The organism is Frankia sp. QA3 (genome assembly GCF_000262465.1).
Taxonomy (GTDB): domain Bacteria; phylum Actinomycetota; class Actinomycetes; order Frankiales; family Frankiaceae; genus Frankia.
Window position 1 is genome coordinate 6,403,002 of sequence record NZ_CM001489.1, and the last position, 16,877, is coordinate 6,419,878.

Genomic DNA, 16,877 nt, shown 5'->3' on the forward strand with positions numbered 1-16,877 from the left:
CCGGCCGCGGGCGTCCGGTCCACCCCGGGTGCCGTCTCCACCCCGGGTGGCGCGTCGGCCCGGGAGGCGGTGCTGGCTGCAGGGACTGTCCCGGCGCAGGAGACCGTGCCGGCGCGTGGAGTTGGCCCGGCGGGTGGAGTTGGCCCGGCGGGTGGCGTTAGGTCGGCGGGTGGAGTTGGGTCTGTACGGGGGGGTGAGCCCGCACCGGGGGCTGGGACGTCCAAGGGCGTCTCGCCGGCCGACAGCGTCGCGCTGCCGTCGAGGGACGGCGCGCTGCCCACCAGGGACGAAGCCGGGCTGCGGGCGAGCACCCCGAGCCCGTCCAGCGTTCCGGACAGGCTCGAGGTGCTCGACGAGATGCACACCGGCGGGACTCCTCGTCCGCGTCCTGAGGTAGCAGGGCCGGAGGCGGTCGGGCAGGAACGGGTGGCGCCTGCCCCCGCATCGCGCCCGCCGGCCCGGCGGCCGCCCGTGCCCCCGCCCGGCGAGGGCAGGCAGCGCCCGTCGACCGGCGCCCGGCACGCGCGACATTCCGGCCGCGGTACCGGCGGCACTGGCGGCACCGGCGGCACCGGCGGCGCTACGGTGGCTACACCCGATGGCATAAACCGAGCTGCCCGAGGCGGCGGTCGGACCTGGAGCCTGCGCGCTGGTGCCGAGCGCGACGCCGCCGCCAACGCCGCCGCCAACGCCGACTCCGGCGGCGAGCCCATCGGCGCCCCGACGACCGCGAGCCGGGTGGAGCGGCCGGCAGGGTCGGGGACACCGGCGACACCGGCGACTCCCGGTGGCCGGCTGCCCACCACGCAGGCGTCAGCGGAAGCCACCGTGGCCGCCGGGTCGCAGCCGGTTCCGGGCGGCCGCGGCGGGTCGGCGGCGGCCGTCGCGTCGACGCGGGATGCTGGCCGAGCCGCCGAGTCAGCGCCGGCTCCGGGCGAGCGCGGCAGGCCGGCGGTGACCGTCGCGCCGGCACGGGTACCCGGCCGGGGTGCCGGGTCGGTGACGGCCCTGCGGCCCGCTCGGCGCGTCGGGATCGCCGGTCCCGGCGGGGACGCGAAGCCGGATCCGTGGGCCGGCGGTGATGGCGACGGCGATCGGGATGCCGCCCCCGCGTCCCCGGCGCAGCGGTCGGGGACGGGTGCCGGCGCGGGGCCGGGGGGTCGCCCGGTCGTCCTCGGCTGGCGGGCGCTGCTGGCCTGCGTGCTCGTCGCGGGACTGTTGGGCGGTGGGATCGGCGGCCTGGCCGTCGCCATCACCTCGGGCGACACCAGCGTTCAGCCGGTGAAGACGCTCGGCGTCGGCAGCCCGGCTCCCGTCACCGACCGCCGGACGGTCGCCGCGATCGCCGCAGCCGCGCTGCCTACCGTGGTGACGGTCGACGTCGGCGGGGCGGGCGACGACGGCAGCGGCGGCACCGGTTCCGGAGTGATCATCAGCTCGGACGGCTACATCCTCACGAACAACCATGTCATCGCGTCCGCGGTAGCCGGCGGCAGCCCGATCTCGGTGCGCCGCTACCAGGAGTTCGGCCAGATCCGGGCCCAGCTCGTCGGGCGTGACCCGCAGACCGACCTCGCCGTGCTGCGCATTCCGGCCCCGACCCCGTTGCCGGCGGCGACGCTGGGCCAGTCCGGCTCGCTCGTGGTCGGGGCGCCGGTCGTCGCCATCGGGGCGCCGCTGGGCTTGTCCGGCACGGTGACGACCGGCGTCGTCAGCGCCCTGGACCGCAATCCGACCGTCCCGGCCGAGAACGGCAGCGCCCCGACGGTGCTCATCGGCGCGATCCAGATCGACGCGGCGATCAACCCGGGGAACTCCGGTGGTCCCCTGCTCGACGCGCTTGGGCAGGTCGTCGGGATCAACGCGGCGATCGCGGCGGTGCCCGGGCACGAGGAGCAGGCGCAGAGCGGCAGCATCGGCGTGGGCTTCGCCGTCCCGGTGGACTTCGCGCGTTCCGTCGCCCAGGAGCTCATCGCGACCGGTCGGGCCACCCATCCCTACGTCGGCGCCTCGGCCGCCACCGTCACGACGGGTGAGGCCACGGCAACCGGCGGGGTGCCCGGCGCCCGGCTGGTGAGCCTCGTTTCCGACGGCCCGATGGCCCGCGCCGGGCTGCGGGTCGGCGACGTCATCACCCGGATCGACGCGAACACGATCCGCGGGACGAACGATCTGCTCGTGGCGGCCCGGCTGCACCGGGTAGGCGACAAGGTCACCGTCACCTACGTGCGCGGCCGTGTCACCGCAACCACCCAAATGACACTCCAGGAACAACAGAACTGAGCATTGGACATCTTTTCGTTGCCCGGGAGTTCCGCGCAGCAACAGGGGGAGAGGTACGCTCAGCCGGTGTTCAACGGTGTCGGGTGGGGTGAAGTCGTCGTCCTGCTGCTGATCGGCCTGTTCGTCTTCGGCCCGGACAGGCTGCCCAAGGCGGCCCGGGACGCGGGGCGCATGCTGCGCCAGCTTCGGCAGATGGCCAACGGCATGCGCAATGATCTCCGATCCGAGCTCGGCCCGGAATTCGCCGATCTCGACATCCGGGATCTGCATCCCAAGACCTTCGTCCGCAAGCACCTGTTCGAGGACGAGCCCCCGCTGCCCCCGTACCTGACCAAGCGGACCGCGCTGGATGCGCTGCTCCTCGGCGACGAGGCGCCCGCGACCCCGTCGCTGACGAAGTCCTCCCTGCCGAAGGAGGCCGCCCGCGAGCCGGGCCGCGCCCCCACCGACACTCCCACGCCGCCGGCCCCGTCGACGCCCGCGCTGCTGTCGAAGTCCTCCCCGCCGAAGGCGACCGCGTCCCGTGCTGTCCCGCCCCAGCCGAACGCCACCCCCTTCGACCCCGACGCCACCTGAGCCAAGCCGCCCGCGGCCTCGGGTGCTCGACGCACCCCGGCGCCTAGGGAGAGCAGTACAGGTCGGACGCCTGCTGAGTGGTGCGCGCCCCGCCCAGGGCTCCTACCGGTGAGACTCCGCAGCCCGCCTCCGTGCCGGCCTCGCCTTGGAGTCGCGCCACCGCTGCGGGGGGATCGCCGGTTGCGATGCTTCCGGCGCGACCCGGGCCCCACACCGCGCACCTGATCATCCCTAGAGGGATGGCAACAGCCGAAGCTGCGCGCATTGGGTGCGGCAGTGCGGGCTGCTGATCATCGCCAGGCGAGAGAGTCCGAGGTCGGCGCCGCCACCTGCTGCCCCGTGGGCCGCAGGCCGGGACGAACCGCTGTCGGCTGCCGTGCTGTCCGTCATCGGGTGGGTGCACAGACGTGCCGAGGGGTAGTTGCGGTTTGTGGGGCCGAAACCGTGATGAGGCCTCGGCATGATGTGGCCGCTATCCGGCCGAGTAGACGTCGTTGACAGCGAGGGGCACGCCAGGGTCGCTGATCATGCTGAAGGGATCGGACTTCGACCGGCCAGGCAGCCTGCGATCAAGAGGTGGGCTGCCAGACTTCACCCGGTGGGTGGCAACGCGTGTGGGGGCCGCGATGTCACCGGGCGGGAGCCGTCGTTGTGGGGGCTCGGTTCCTGCCGCGATGATCGCGAAGGTGCGAACGCCCGCGGGCGACCCGCCTCGGTGGGTGTCACCGGGGCCGGGCGCCCGCGGGGCTGGGCCTCAGCGACCGGCGGGGGTGAGGTTGAGGCTGCGGCCGGCGAGGCCGCGGGAGCGGTAGGTGAGCCGGTCGGCCATCGCGCGCAGGGCCTTGCTCGCCTCGCTGTCCGGCTCACCGACGACGAGGGGGACGCCGTTGTCGCCGCCCTCGCGCAGGCGGACGTCCACCGGGACCTGCGCGAGCAGGGGGACGTCGTGCCCGAGGACGCGGGTCAGGCGCTCGGCGACGGCGGCGCCGCCGCCGGAACCGAAGACGTCGACGCGCTCCCCGCAGTGCGGGCAGGGCAACCAGGCCATGTTCTCGACGACGCCGACGACGTTCTGCCGGGTCTGCACGGCGATCGTGCCGGCTCGCTCGGCGACCTCGGTCGCGGCGAGCTGCGGGGTGGTGACGATCAGCAGCTCGGAGGAGGGCACGAGCTGCGCTAGGGAGATGGCGATGTCGCCGGTGCCGGGCGGCAGGTCCAGCAGGAGGACGTCGAGGTCACCCCAGAAGACGTCGGACAGGAACTGCTCGAGGGCGCGGTGCAGCATCGGCCCGCGCCAGGTCACCGGCTGGTTCCCGCGAGTGAACATGCCGGTGGAGATGACCCGGACGCCGTGCGCCTGGGGCGGCATGATCATCTTCTCGACCTGGGTGGGGGGGCGCTCGATGCCCAGCATCCGCGGCACGGAGTGGCCGTAGATGTCGGCGTCGAGTACGCCGACGGCGAGGCCCGTGCGGGCCATCGCCGCGGCCAGGTTCACGGTGATCGAGGACTTGCCGACGCCGCCCTTTCCACTGGCCACGCCGTACACCCTGGTCAGGGAGCCCGGTTGGGCGAACGGGATCATCTTGGGGGCGACGCCGCCACGCAGCTTCGTGTGCAGGGCGGTGCGCTGCTCGTCCGTCATGACCTGCAGGTCGACGCGGACCTCGCGCACCCCCTCCAGGGCGCTGACGGCTCGGCTGACACGGTTGATGATCTCATCGCGCATCGGGCAGCCGGACACGGTGAGCAGCACCGTGATGTCAACCGAGCCGTCGTCGAGCACGTGGACCGACGAGACCATGTCCAGCTCCGTGATGGGGCGGCCGATCTCGGGATCGTGCACCGTCGCCAGAGCCGACTGGATCGCGTCGGAGGAAGGCCGGGATGGGGACAAGGGAAACCTCAGTCACTGATTGGCATCCGATGCGGCCCTCGGAGCCGCCGTTGGGTCCACGATAGCCCGCGGAAAGCCCGTCAGCGTTCGCGCGCCGGTCAGGTGTGAGCCACGGGTGCCAGAACCCGGATGAATCGGGCGGTACCGGTGGTTGTCGATCGGTGTGGTCCGTCGGTTCACCGACCTGTCGGGTATCTGACTCAAAACCGGACCGATCGCGGTGACCAGGACTTTGGGCCGCGCGGCGCCGCCGTGCCCCTGGCCGGTGCCGTGGCGGGGGAGCCGGTGGGGGCACATGACGGCATAGGCTGATCGAGGCGGCAGCGGGAGGACGCGATGGCAGTCGAAGAGGTGATCGGCGCCAGCTCCGAGACCGACGCGAACTGGGTCGACGAGCGCGGCATGCGGGCCTGGCGGGGGCTGCTGCAGGCACACGCGCACGTCACCCGGGTGCTCGAGGCCGAGCTGGAGGCTGTCCACCATCTGCCGTTGGCCTCCTACGACGTGCTCGTCCAGCTCGCCGAGGCGCCGAACTACGAGCTGCGTATGAGCGAGCTCGCGCAGGCGGTGCTGCTGTCCCGCAGCGGGCTGACCCGGCTGGTCGACCGGTTGGAGCGCGAGGGGCTGGTCGCCCGGCGGTCCTGCCCGTCCGACGCCCGCGGCACGCTTGCCACCCTAACGCCGCAGGGCCTCGATCGGCTGCGGGCGGCCTCCGGCACCCATCTGAAGGGGGTGGGCCGGCACGTGCTGTCCCACTTCAGCCGGGCGGAGCAGGACCAGCTCGCCGAGCTGCTCGGGCGACTGAGCCCGCCGCGCGACGGGCACGACGGCGCACGGGGGTGCGGCAAGGGCGTGTGAGCGCGGCCGGGCTGTGAGCGCGGCCGGGCTGTGAGCGCGGCCGGGCTGTGAGCGCGGCCGGGCTGGGGTGCGGCCCAGGGCTGGGGGTACGGTCCAGGGCTGGGGGTGCGGTCAGGCGGGGGACGGCCCGGTGATCGGTGCCGTGCCGGTGGCGGCGGCCACCAGTTCCTCGTACGCCTCGCGGCTGGTCGTCTCGGCGGCGAGCCCCTGCGGCTTGCTGCTGCCGTGGAAGTCGCTCGATCCCGTCACGATCAGGCCGAGCTCGGCGGTGAGTCCGCGTAGCCGGCGCCGTTCGTCGGCGTCATGGTCGGGATGGTCGACCTCGATCCCGCCGAGCCCCGCCCGGGACATCCGCTCGATCACGTCGGGGCCGACCGTCGCCCCGCGCCGGCTCGCGAACGGGTGCGCGAACACGCTGACCCCTCCCGCGTCGCGGATCAGCCGCAGGGTCTGCCAGACGTCCGGCTGCTCCTTGCCGACCCAGTACGGCCCGCCGGCGCCGATCCAGTCGCGGGTGAACGCCGCCGCCACCGTCGGCACCAGCCCGGCCTCGACCATCGCCGCCGCGATGTGCGGGCGGCCCACCGTCCCGGCGGCGAGCTCGGCCACCCGTTCCCAGCGCACCGGATGCCCGTCGGCGGCCAGCCGGTCGGCCATCCGGCGGGCGCGGACGGCCCGGTGCTCGCGGACCTGGGCGCGGACCGCGGCGAAGGCGGGCTCGGCCGGGTCGAACAGGTAGGCCAGCACGTGCAGGGAGATCGACCCTCCGGTCACCTCGACGGAACAGGAGATCTCCGCGCCCGGCACCAGGGTGAGGCCGGCGGGCAGCGCCGCGGCGGCGCGCCCGATGCCCGCGGTGGTGTCGTGATCGGTCAGCGCGATGACCGTCAGCCCCGTCTCGGCGGCGAGCCGGACGAGATCCTCCGGTGGGACCAGTCCGTCCGACGCGGTGGAGTGGGTGTGCAGGTCGATGGTCATCCGTCCATGCTGTCAGCTCATCCCCGCCGGCCGCACCGCATCGAGGCTCGGCCGGCCGAGCCTCGCGGCCGGCTGGTGGTCCGGGCGGCCGGAGGTTCGGGGCTATCGGCCGGAGGTTCGGGGCTATCGGCCGGAGGTTCGGGGCTATCGGCCGGAAGTTCGGCTAGAGGTCGAGGCCGGTGAGGACCAGGACCCGCTCCTCGGTGAGGTCGGTCATGGCCGCGCGGACGCCCTCCCGGCCGATGCCGGAGCCCTTCGTGCCGCCGTAGGGCATCTGGTCGGCCCGGTAGGAGGGGACGTCGCCGATGACGACCCCGCCGACGGCGAGCTCGCGGTGGGCGCGGAACGCGGTGGCCAGGTCGTGGGTGAACACGCCGGTCTGCAGGCCGAACTCGCTGTCGTTGACCCGGGCGAGGCCGTCGTCCAACCCGTCCACCGCGGACACGACGAGGACCGGCCCGAAGACCTCCTCGCGCACGACCCGGGCGCCGGCGGGCACGTCGGTGAGCACGGTCGGGGCGATGCTCGCGCCGGTGCGTGTGCCGCCGCAGACGAGCGTCCCGCCGGCGGCGACGGCCTCGGCGATCCACTCCTCGACGCGGCGTGCCGAGGCGACGTCGATGAGCGGGCCGACGTCGGTGGCCGGGTCGGTCGGGTCGCCGCCGCGCAGCGCCCGCACGGCGGTGACGATCTCGCTGAGCAGTTCGTCGTAGACGGACCGGTCGGCGTAGACCCGCTGCACGGCGATGCAGGACTGGCCGGCCTGGTAGTTGGCGAACAGGGCGATGCGCCCGGCCGCCCGCGCGAGGTCGCCCGGCGCCGCGTAGTCGGCCGTCACCAGCACGGCGCCGTTGCCGCCGAGTTCGAGCACGACGTGCTTGCGGGGCACCGCGTCGCGGATCGACCAGCCGACCGGGCCGGAGCCGGTGAAGGACACCACCGGCAGGCGCGGGTCCGTGACGAGCCCGCCGACCTCGCTGTTCGGGACGGGCAGGACCGACCAGGACCCCTCGGGCAGGTCGGTCTCGGCGAGCAGGTCGCCGAGGAACAGCGCGGACAGCGGCGTGCGGGGGGCGGGCTTGACGATGATCGGGGCACCGACCGCCAACGCCGGCGCGACCTTGTGCGCCACCAGGTTCAGCGGGAAGTTGAACGGGGTGATCCCCAGCACGGGCCCGCGGGGGAAGCGCCGGCTCAGCGCCAGGCGCCCCTCCCCCGTCGGGTCCGTGTCCAGCCGGGTCAGCTCGCCGGTGAAGCGGCGGGCCTCCTCCGCGCCCCAGCGAAATGTCGAGCTCGCCCGGGCCACCTCGGCCCGAGCCCAGGTCAGCGGCTTGCCGCTCTCCGCGGTGATGAGCCGGGCGAGCTCGTCGCCGCGCCCCGCGATCTCCCTGGACACGTGCGCCAGCGCCGAGGCGCGCACGTGCGCCGGCAGCGCCGAGAAGCGCGGGAAGACCTCGGCGGCGGCCGCGACGGCCCGCTCGACCTGGTCGGTGTCGGGCTGCGCCACGGTGGCCACGAGGCCGTCGTCGAAGGGGTGCCGGACGTCGATCGTCGAGGCACTCTCGGCGCGGCTGCCCGCCAGCCAGAATGAGGTGACGTCAGCCATCGCGATCCGCCCATGTCGTCGCCATCACACGTCATCCTAGGCGCATCGTCGGCGGCCTGGTGGGTCCAACGCGCCCGACCGGCCCATCGGCGCACACCGCCATCCCGGTGGTGCTGACCTGGGCGGACACACCGGCCCCGAGCCTGCGGTCGGGGGACGATGGCCAGGTGGAGAGCGGGCTGGCGAGCAGGCGGGAGCAGACGAGATGAACCCTCCGAACGTGCCGGCCCACGGCGGCCCGCGGCTGCCCCAGATCCGTCACCTCGTCACCGAGATCCCCGGGCCGCGCTCGCGCGCGCTGGCCGCCCGCCGGGCCGGCGCGGTCGCCCGCGGGGTGGGGGAGACCCTGCCCGTGTACGTGCACGCGGCCGGCGGCGGGGTCGTCGTCGACGTCGACGGCAACTCGTTGATCGACTTCGGGTCGGGCATCGCCGTGGTCAGCGTCGGCAACGCCGCGGACGGCGTGGTCGAGGCGGTGCGCGAACAGGTCGGCCGGTTCACGCACACCTGCTTCATGATCACGCCGTACGAGGGGTACGTCGCCGTCTGTGAGGCCCTCAACCGGCTGACCCCTGGCGACCACGACAAGCGCACGGCGCTGTTCAACTCCGGGGCGGAGGCAGTCGAGAACGCCGTCAAGATCGCCCGTTCCGCGACCGGGCGCGACGCGATCGTCGTCTTCGAGCACGCCTACCACGGGCGGACGAACCTGACGTTGGCGATGACGGCGAAATCGATGCCCTACAAGGCCGGTTTCGGGCCCTTCGCGCCCGAGGTCTACCGGGCGCCGCTGGCCTACCCCTATCGCTGGCCGACCGGTCCGGAGCACTGCGGCGAGCAGGCGGCGGCGCGGGTGATCGACCTCGTCCGGGACGAGATCGGTGCGGGCGAGGTCGCCGCGATGGTCATCGAGCCGATCCAGGGGGAGGGCGGGTTCATCGTCCCCGGCCGCGGCTTCCTGCCCCGCCTCGCCCAGTTCTGCGCGGATGCCGGCATCCTGTTCGTCGCCGACGAGATACAGACCGGATTCGCCCGCACCGGCACGATGTTCGCCTGCGAGGACGAGGGCGTCGTGCCGGACCTCATCGCCACCGCGAAGGGCATCGCCGGCGGGATGCCGCTGGCGGCCGTCACCGGACGGGCCGAGATCATGGACGCCCCGCAGGTCGGCGGGCTCGGTGGCACGTACGGCGGCAACCCGGCGGCGTGCGCGGCGGCGCTCGCCGCGATGGAGTTCATCGAGTCCGCGGACCTCGCCGGGCGGGCGCGGCATATCGGCGAGCTCGCGCTGCCCCGGCTGCGCGCCCTGGCAGCGCGGCACGACGTCGTCGGGGACGTCCGCGGGCGGGGCGCGATGCTCGCCCTGGAGCTGGTCCGCGGCGGTGGCGACACCGCCCCGGACAAGGAGCTGACCGCGGCCGTCGCGGCGGCCTGCCACCGCCGCGGCCTGATCGTGCTCACCGCCGGCACGTGGGGCAACGTGCTGCGGCTGCTGCCGCCGCTGGTGATCGGCGAGTCGTTGCTGCTCGCCGGCCTCGACGTCCTCGACGAGGCGTTCGCCGAGGTCGCCGCGGGCCGCTGACCCCGGGTCCGGCAGGCTCGCGCACCGGCGTGTCCCGGGCAGGCCCGCCGGCCCGTCGCCGACCCGTCGTGCCCGGAGGTTCGGCACATCTGTGCTGGTGGGACGGTTGCTCGTGGTAGGGGGCGGGAACAGCGGTATCGGAACCGTCGACGTCCGGCGGGCTCCGTCCACCTACGCCAGGAGGCGCCCGGTGACCATTGCTGCCACCTGTCCTCGTTGTCTCGGCCCGCTCCGCCCGCCCGACCTGTGGAGCAGCCAGTACCGGTGCGACGAGCACGGGGAGGTGAGCCCGTACCGGACGGCCGTCTCCTCTCGCGAGCAGTCGTTGCACGCCCTGGCCACGTCCTCGACCGTGCCCGTGTGGCTGCCGGAGCCCATGCCGGTGCACTGGTACGTCAGCGGGGTCGGCTGGGCCGGTGACGATCGCACCGGGCCGCGGGCCACCGCGCTCGCCCTCGCCGGCCCCTCCCCGCTGGGCGGCCCGGCGGAGATGATCCTCGTGGCCGAGGAACCCGGGGTGGGCCTCGGCGCCCGGCTCGCGGGCATCGCCGGCCCCGACCCGGAGGCGCTGCCGGGCGTGCCCGAGGCCAAGGTCGAGGCCGCCGGGCATCCCACCGCGATGTGGCCGCTGGTCGTCCCGCCCGACCGGGCGGCCTTCGTCGGTGAAGCCCGCGGGGTATGGCTGTGGCTGGTGCTCTGGCCGGCGGACGCGGCGCTGATCCTGCTGGAGCACCTGGTGCTGCGTGACGTGCGGGACGCCCCCGAGATCGGCGAGCGGTCGTTCTTCGGTGCCGTCAGCGAGCATCTGACCGTCGGGCCGCCCGCGGTGCGGTGAGCCGGGTCACCGCGGCCGTAGGCTGATCCGATCGGATCAGCCGGCGAAGGGAACGGGCCAATATGACGGAACCGTCCTCCCGGCCGGCACTCTCCCCGCCGGCACTCTCCCCGCCGGCACCCTCCCCGCCGGCACCCTCGCCCCCGGCACCCTCGCCCCCGGCACCCTCGCCCTCGGCCGCCGCGGAGGTCGACCGGGGCCTGCTCACCGTGGTCGTCAATCCGAGCGCGGGCCGCGGCCGGGCGCTGCGCCTGCTCGACGGCGTCCGCGCCGAGCTCGACCGGTGGGCGGCCGACGTGCGGGTCGCCCCCACCCGTGACCTCGCCCACGCCGGTCGGCTCGCCGCCGAGGCGACCGCGCAGGGCCGGGTGGTGGTGGCCCTCGGCGGGGACGGCCTGGCCGGGGCGGTCGCCGGGGCGGTGGCCCGGTCGGGTGGGCTGCTCGCCGTGCTGCCCGGCGGCCGCGGCAACGACTTCGCCCGTGGCCTGGGACTGAGCGCCGACCCCCGCCGCGTCGCCGCTGATCTCGCCGGGTTTCGGGAGCGGCGGGGGGACCTGCCCGAGGTCGGCGGCCGGCCGTACCTGGGGATCGCCAGCGTCGGATTCGACTCCGACGTGCAGGTCATCGCCAACCGGACCCGCCTGCTACGCGGGCGGCACGTCTACACCTACGCGGCGCTACGGGCGGTGGCGGCCTGGCGGCCGGTGCGGTTCACGGTGACGGTCGACGACGCTCCGCCCCGGGCGCTGCACGGCTGGACGGTCGCCGCGGCCAACGCGGCGTACTACGGCGGCGGGATGCGCTTCGCCCCCGACGCCGATCTCGCCGACGGGCTGCTGGAGATCGTGCTGATCTCGCGGACGTCCCGGCTGACCTTCCTGGCGCTGTTCCCACGGGTGTTCACCGGCCGGCACGTGCACACCCGCCACGTGCGGGTGCTGCGGGGCCGGCGGGTGCGCGTCAGCGCCGACCGGCCGTTCGCGGTGTACGCCGACGGGGATCCGCTGGCCGACCTGCCCGCCGAGATCGTGGTGCGCCCGGGTGCCCTGCGCCTGCTCGTCCCGGCCGGCGCAGCCGTCCCCACCTGGCGCTGACCCGCCGGTTGCCGAGTCGCCGGGCGCCCGTCGCCTACTGCTCGTGCTGTGCGGGCTGCGTGCGCGCGTCGGCGAGCTCCGGCGACGCGTGGTAGTCGACGAGGCCGCTGAGCTGCGGGTAGTGCAGGTCGAAGGCGGGCCGCTCGGAGCGGATCCGCGGCAGTGACCGGAAGTTGTGCCGCGGCGGCGGGCAGGACGTCGCCCATTCCAGCGAGTTCCCGTAGCCCCACGGGTCATCGACGGCGGCGAGCGCGCCACGCCGGTAGGAGTGCCACAGGTTGTAGATGAGCGGCAGCGTCGACACGGCCAGCAGGAACGCGCCGGCGGACGAGACCGTGTTCAGGGTGGTGAACCCGTCGGTCGGTCCGTAGTCGGCGTAGCGCCGCGGCATGCCGCGCACGCCGAGCCAGTGCTGCACCAGGAACGTGGTGTGGAAGCCGATGAACATGGTCCAGAAATGGACCTTGCCCAGCCGGTCGTTCATCATCCGGCCGGTGACCTTCGGGAACCAGAAGTAGGTGCCGCCGAACGCGGCGAAGACCACGGTGCCGAACACGACGTAGTGGAAGTGGGCGACGACGAAGTAGCTGTCGCTGACGTGGAAGTCGATCGGCGGACTGGCCAGCATCACCCCGGTCAGCCCGCCCAGCAGGAAGGTCACCAGGAAGCCGAGCGCGAACAGCATCGGCGTCTCGAAGGTGAGCTGACCGCGCCACATCGTGCCGATCCAGTTGAAGAACTTGATGCCGGTCGGCACCGCGATGAGGAACGACAGCAGCGCGAAGAACGGCAGCAGCACCGCGCCGGTGACGAACATGTGGTGCGCCCACACGGCGATGGACAGCACGCCGATCCCGATCGTGGCGAAGACCAGCCCCTTGTAGCCGAACAGGGGCTTTCGGGAGAAGACCGGCAGGATCTCGCTGATGATGCCGAAGAACGGCAGCGCGATGATGTAGACCTCGGGATGGCCGAAGAACCAGAACAGGTGCTGCCACAGGATCGCCCCGCCGTTCGGCGCGTCGAACACGTGCGCGCCGAAACGGCGGTCCGCCTCCAGCGACAGCAGCTGCGCGGCCAGCACCGGGAAGGCGACCAGCACCAGGATCGACGTCACCAGGAACGTCCAGCAGAAGATGGGCAGCCGAAACATCGTCATGCCGGGCGCGCGCAGGCACAACGTCGTGGTGACCATGTTGACCGCGCCGAGGATGGTGCCCAGACCGGACACCACCAGGCCCACGACCCACAGGTCGGCGCCGGTCACGGGCGAGTAGGCCTTGCTGTTGAGCGGGGCGTAGGCGAACCAGCCGAAGTCGGCGGCGCCGTCCGGGGTGAGGAACCCGGAGATGACGGTCAGCCCGCCGAACAGGAACAGCCAGTAGGACAGCGAGTTCAGGCGGGGGAACGCCACGTCGGGCGAGCCGATCTGCAACGGCACCAGCAGGTTGGCGAACGCGAACGCCAGCGGCGTCGCGAACAGCAGCAGCATGACCGTGCCGTGGATCGTGAGCATCTGGTTGTACTGCTCGTTGGAGAAGTACTGCAGTCCCGGCCGGGCGAGCTCCGCCCGCATCATGACGGCCAGGATCCCGGCGAACAGGAAGAAACCGAACGAGGTGACGAAGTACATCACGGCGATGTCCTTGTGGGACGTCGTCCGCAGGTAGCCCAGCAGGTTCGTGCGCGGCCTCGTGTGCGCCGCGACGGTGTCCTGCGGGCTGGGCCGGGTGGATGACGCCGGTTCCCGCGGCTCCTCAAGAATCGTCACGCTCGGCTCCCGGTTCCTCGTCGTCCGCGGCGCCGCGGGCGGGCCGCGGCGGCCGGGCGCAACCGCGGTCATAAGCCGCGACAACGCCGCCGGCGACCGCGGTCCAGGGGCGGTCGGCCGGCGGCAGCCTAACGTGCCGGTCGGGATTCTGGTTGGATGCGGGTCGAGTTTTCTTCGAATATGTTTCGCGATGCCCCGCTGGGCGGTCCGGGGGATTTCGCGGAATTTCTTACGTTCGGGCCGGCGGTCCGCGGGGCGGTCAGGCCGGTTGGGCGCCGGGAAGGCCGTCCTCGACGACCCAGGTGGCATCGGTGAAGACCGGCGAGTCCCGCCGGGAGACGTCGGCGACGACCCGCATGTCCGCGCGCCATTCCGTCGGCGTCACCCGGACCCGGGTGTATCCCCGGCGATCGCCGCGGAAGTAGCGGACGTGCGGGTTGAGGCGGGCGTTGTTCTCCCGGACGAAGTCGTCGTTGATGAGGAAGAAGGCCGAGCTGATCGAGGTGCAGACGAACTCGGTCGCGACCGCCGGTGTCTCCGGGCGGTCGAAGTCGACGCGCAGGTCGTTCACCCAGGCGCAGTGGAGGTCCCCGGAGAGCACCACGGGATTGCGGGCCCCGCTGTCGCGCACGCCGGACAGCAGCCGCCGCCGGTAGGGGCGGTAGCCGTCGTTCTGGTCGAGGTTGGTCAGCGTGTTCCCCGCCCCGACGGGCAGCTGGCCGTCGAGCTGGGCCATCATCGTCTGCTGCGCGATCACGTTCCAGCGGGTCCGGGAGGCGTCGAGCCCCGCGCGCAGCCAGCGCTCCTGGGCTGCCCCGGCCATCGTGCCACCGGTGTTACCGAGGCCGAGGGCGGCCGGGCCGATGGCCTCCGGGGAGTTGCCCGGCACCGGGGTCCGGTACTGGCGGGTGTCCATGACGTTGAGCGTCAGCAGGCTGCCGAAGGCGAGTCGGCGGTAGACGCGCAGGTCGGGGGAGCCCGGGTTGAGCTCCGCCCGGATTGGCATGTGTTCGTAGTACGCCTGGTAGGCGGCGGCCCGCTGGCGGGCGAAGGCGGCCGGATCCTGATGGCGGTCGCCGGCGTCGCCGGCCTCGTCGACGAGGCCGGCGTAGTTGTTCTCGACCTCGTGGTCGTCCCAGGTGACGACCCAGGGCGCGGCGTGGTGGGCGGCCTGCAGCGCCGGGTCCGCCTTGTACTGGCCGTACCGGTTGCGGTAGTCCGCCAGCGTCTGGAGCTGGTCGAGTCCGGGCTGCTGCGGGGTGGTGTGCACCCGGTCCGGGAACCGGCTGTCCGGGTCGTACTCGTAGATGTAGTCGCCGACGTGCACGACGAGATCCGGCGCGTCCGCGGCGATGGCGTCGAAGGCCGGCCAGTAGCCGTTCTGGAAGTCCTGGCAGGAGGCCAGCGCCAGGGTCAGCGCCCCGCCGGCCGCGTCCGCGCCGGCCTGCGGGGCGGCGGCGGTCCTGGTGCGGCCGACGGGGCTGAGCACGGTGCCGGCGCGGAAACGGTAGAAGTACTCGCGTCCCGGCTCCAGGCCGCGGACGTCGACGTGCACCGAGTGCGCGAACGCCGCCTGCGCGGTCTGGGTGCCGGCGCGCACCACCGAGCGGAAACTCTCGTCGGTGGCGATCTGCCAGTCGACCGGGACGTCGCGCGAGGGCATCCCGCCGCCCTTGCTGGGGCGGGGCGCCAGGCGGGTCCACAGGATGACGCCGTCGGGCAGCGGGTCGCCGCTGGCCACACCCAGGGCGAACACGCCCTCGGTCACCCCGGGGACGGGGGTCGGCGCGCGCAGCGTCGGTGCCGGGATCGGCGTCGTGCTGCCCGAGCCGCCGCAGGCCGCCAGCCCCGCCGCGGCCGCCGCCGCGCCCCCGAGCCCCAGCCCGCCGAGCAGCACCGCCCGCCGGTGCGGGCGCCCGCCCGGGGTGGGCCCGGAACCGGCCTCGGACGGACGGGATCGAAGGGGACGCTCGGGGCCCGCCGCGGCAAAACCGGTCACAGAGTCATGAGAGTAGTGCCTGCGGATCACGCGGGACCTCCGGACCCGCACATGGTTGCGTCCCTCTGCCGTACCGGCCCTCGAGTGTTCACCGCCGTGGGCCGGGTCGGCGCCGGCCGGTCCGGCAGCCGCGGATCAGGCGCGGGCGGGCTGGGGGCGGCCGGGCTGCTCGCCGCCGTGCGCCTCGCCGTAGGCGCGCGTCGGGACCATCACCTTGCGTCGATAGACGCACACCAGCACGCCGTCCTGGTTGTGGCCGCGGGTCTCCACGGCGACGACGCCCCGGTCGTCACGGCTGCGGGAGGGGACCTTGTCGAGCACGGTGGACTCGCCGTAGATCGTGTCACCGTGGAACACCGGTGCGGTGTGCCGCAGCGACTCGACCTCGAGGTTGGCGATGGCCCGGCCCGAGACGTCGGGCACCGACATGCCCAGCAGCAGCGAGTAGACGTAGTTGCCCACCACCACGTTGCGCTTGAACTGGGTGCTCCGCTCGGCGTAGTGGGCGTCCAGGTGGAGCGGATGGTGGTTCATCGTCAGCAGGCAGAACAGGTGGTCGTCGTACTCGGTGACCGTCTTGCCCGGCCAGTGCCGGTACACGTCCCCGACCTCGAACTCCTCGAACCAGCGGCCGAACCGCATGACAGACCCCCTCCGGACGCGGCGGTGACGGCGCGTCACACGCACCCTTGACCGCAGAGAGTAGCTACTTTTTACGCTGCGTCGTCGCGATCGGGGTGCCCGCCTCAGCCGAGGTCGACCTCGCGGCGGTTCGGATCGCGCAGGTCGGTGCCCGCGGCCAGCCAGCGCTGGTGCAGCGCCTCGGGGCCGTGCACCCGCTTGAAGGCCGCCTCGTTCATGGTCATCGGCAGGACGGGCAGGAAGCGCACGGGCGCGGCGGCGGCGAACGCGGGGTCGTCCACGGCGTCCGCGAGCGGCAGGTCGGGGATCAGGCCGCCGGGCTCGCCGACCAGGACCGCGGTGAACGGCGCGCCGTCCCACAGCGGCTCGCCGAGGTCCAGGCCGGCGCCGGGGGCGATGGGCCGGCCCTCGACCGCGGGGACGGCCGCGAGCACGGCGAGCCGGCGCAGCACGCTGTCGCGCCGGCCGCGCAGCGACAGCACGAGCTCGGCCCGCGGCCCGGCGGGGTCGCGCACGGCGGAGTCGGACGCCGTCATCGGCTCCCGGGACATGCCGAGGGTGAGGTACCGGACGACGCCGCCGCGGTCGGGGCCGAACCGCAGCACGTCCATCTGCTCCGTGCCGAGAAAGGTCACCGAGGCGCGCCCGGTGTCCCGGCCGAACAGCGCCGTGACGTGCCCCTCGACCGATCGACTCAGGGCGCTGTCGCTCACGGGACCCGTGCCGCTGTTCGCATGGCTCCGATCGTAGGGTCGG

At 73.7% G+C, this 16,877-nt stretch carries 13 protein-coding genes and 1 pseudogene; 6 read left to right on the forward strand and 8 right to left on the reverse strand.

What is annotated here, in order from left to right:
- Positions 1–365 (reverse strand): annotated as a pseudogene (locus FRAQA3DRAFT_RS37720) (hypothetical protein); the annotation flags it as partial.
- Between the two features lie 634 nt (positions 366–999).
- Here FRAQA3DRAFT_RS37720 and FRAQA3DRAFT_RS26250 point away from each other — a divergent pair.
- Both FRAQA3DRAFT_RS26250 and tatB read left to right on the forward strand, forming a co-directional pair.
- A complete protein-coding gene (locus FRAQA3DRAFT_RS26250) occupies positions 1,000–2,283 on the forward strand; it encodes a S1C family serine protease (RefSeq protein WP_232291778.1) in 1,284 nt (427 codons plus the stop codon).
- Positions 2,284–2,349: 66 nt separating this feature from the next.
- Entirely contained in the window at positions 2,350–2,859 is a 510-nt protein-coding gene (tatB, locus tag FRAQA3DRAFT_RS26255) for a Sec-independent protein translocase protein TatB (protein WP_009742084.1), read from the forward strand.
- Between the two features lie 754 nt (positions 2,860–3,613).
- On the opposite strand, the gene FRAQA3DRAFT_RS26260 is transcribed toward tatB, so the two are convergent.
- Complete coding sequence (locus FRAQA3DRAFT_RS26260) at positions 3,614–4,756, reverse strand: Mrp/NBP35 family ATP-binding protein (protein ID WP_009742085.1); 1,143 nt, start codon at positions 4,754–4,756, stop codon at positions 3,614–3,616.
- 336 nt (positions 4,757–5,092) lie between these two features.
- On the opposite strand from FRAQA3DRAFT_RS26260, the gene FRAQA3DRAFT_RS26265 reads away from it, so the two are divergent.
- A complete protein-coding gene (locus FRAQA3DRAFT_RS26265; RefSeq protein ID WP_009742086.1) occupies positions 5,093–5,614 on the forward strand; it encodes a MarR family winged helix-turn-helix transcriptional regulator in 522 nt (173 codons plus the stop codon).
- Positions 5,615–5,725: 111 nt separating this feature from the next.
- Here the strand turns inward: FRAQA3DRAFT_RS26265 and FRAQA3DRAFT_RS26270 are convergent, their stop codons facing one another.
- Both FRAQA3DRAFT_RS26270 and FRAQA3DRAFT_RS26275 read right to left on the reverse strand, forming a co-directional pair.
- Positions 5,726–6,592 carry a PHP domain-containing protein gene (locus tag FRAQA3DRAFT_RS26270; protein ID WP_009742087.1) on the reverse strand — a complete coding sequence of 289 codons (867 nt, stop codon included), beginning with the start codon at positions 6,590–6,592 and terminating at the stop codon, positions 5,726–5,728.
- Positions 6,593–6,755: 163 nt separating this feature from the next.
- Complete coding sequence (locus tag FRAQA3DRAFT_RS26275) at positions 6,756–8,198, reverse strand: aldehyde dehydrogenase family protein (RefSeq protein ID WP_009742088.1); 1,443 nt, start codon at positions 8,196–8,198, stop codon at positions 6,756–6,758.
- Between the two features lie 205 nt (positions 8,199–8,403).
- Between FRAQA3DRAFT_RS26275 and gabT the strand changes: the two genes are divergently transcribed.
- The 3 genes from gabT (at position 8,404) to FRAQA3DRAFT_RS26290 (ending at position 11,709) form a co-directional block, all read left to right on the forward strand.
- The gene (gabT, locus tag FRAQA3DRAFT_RS26280) at positions 8,404–9,780 is read left to right on the forward strand and encodes a 4-aminobutyrate--2-oxoglutarate transaminase (RefSeq protein WP_009742089.1); all 1,377 of its coding nucleotides are present in this window, start codon (positions 8,404–8,406) and stop codon (positions 9,778–9,780) included.
- A gap of 190 nt (positions 9,781–9,970) precedes the next feature.
- Positions 9,971–10,615, forward strand: coding sequence for a DUF6758 family protein (locus tag FRAQA3DRAFT_RS26285; RefSeq protein ID WP_009742090.1), 645 nt, complete (start codon positions 9,971–9,973; stop codon positions 10,613–10,615).
- A 62-nt stretch (positions 10,616–10,677) separates the two neighbouring features.
- Entirely contained in the window at positions 10,678–11,709 is a 1,032-nt protein-coding gene (locus tag FRAQA3DRAFT_RS26290) for a diacylglycerol kinase family protein (protein WP_009742091.1), read from the forward strand.
- A 34-nt stretch (positions 11,710–11,743) separates the two neighbouring features.
- On the opposite strand, the gene ctaD is transcribed toward FRAQA3DRAFT_RS26290, so the two are convergent.
- The 4 genes from ctaD to FRAQA3DRAFT_RS26310 all read right to left on the reverse strand — a co-directional run bounded on the left by ctaD (position 11,744) and on the right by FRAQA3DRAFT_RS26310 (position 16,834).
- The gene (ctaD, locus tag FRAQA3DRAFT_RS26295; RefSeq protein ID WP_009742092.1) at positions 11,744–13,480 is read right to left on the reverse strand and encodes a cytochrome c oxidase subunit I; all 1,737 of its coding nucleotides are present in this window, start codon (positions 13,478–13,480) and stop codon (positions 11,744–11,746) included.
- Positions 13,481–13,739: 259 nt separating this feature from the next.
- Complete coding sequence (locus FRAQA3DRAFT_RS26300) at positions 13,740–15,479, reverse strand: alkaline phosphatase (protein WP_051054487.1); 1,740 nt, start codon at positions 15,477–15,479, stop codon at positions 13,740–13,742.
- Between the two features lie 135 nt (positions 15,480–15,614).
- Complete coding sequence (locus tag FRAQA3DRAFT_RS26305) at positions 15,615–16,121, reverse strand: MaoC family dehydratase (RefSeq protein ID WP_009742094.1); 507 nt, start codon at positions 16,119–16,121, stop codon at positions 15,615–15,617.
- Positions 16,122–16,225: 104 nt separating this feature from the next.
- Positions 16,226–16,834, reverse strand: coding sequence for a suppressor of fused domain protein (locus tag FRAQA3DRAFT_RS26310; protein ID WP_035921547.1), 609 nt, complete (start codon positions 16,832–16,834; stop codon positions 16,226–16,228).
- Between the last annotated feature and the right edge of the window lie 43 nt (positions 16,835–16,877).

What these genes read in the sequence shown, in the direction of transcription:
- FRAQA3DRAFT_RS26265 (WP_009742086.1), top strand. Translation starts at nt 5,093, where the DNA reads ATGGCAGTCGAAGAGGTGATCGGCGCCAGCTCCGAGACCGACGCGAAC.
- FRAQA3DRAFT_RS26270 (WP_009742087.1), bottom strand. Translation starts at nt 6,592, where the DNA reads ATGACCATCGACCTGCACACCCACTCCACCGCGTCGGACGGACTGGTC.
- FRAQA3DRAFT_RS26275 (WP_009742088.1), bottom strand. Translation starts at nt 8,198, where the DNA reads ATGGCTGACGTCACCTCATTCTGGCTGGCGGGCAGCCGCGCCGAGAGT.
- gabT (WP_009742089.1), top strand. Translation starts at nt 8,404, where the DNA reads ATGAACCCTCCGAACGTGCCGGCCCACGGCGGCCCGCGGCTGCCCCAG.
- FRAQA3DRAFT_RS26290 (WP_009742091.1), top strand. Translation starts at nt 10,678, where the DNA reads ATGACGGAACCGTCCTCCCGGCCGGCACTCTCCCCGCCGGCACTCTCC.
- FRAQA3DRAFT_RS26305 (WP_009742094.1), bottom strand. Translation starts at nt 16,121, where the DNA reads ATGCGGTTCGGCCGCTGGTTCGAGGAGTTCGAGGTCGGGGACGTGTAC.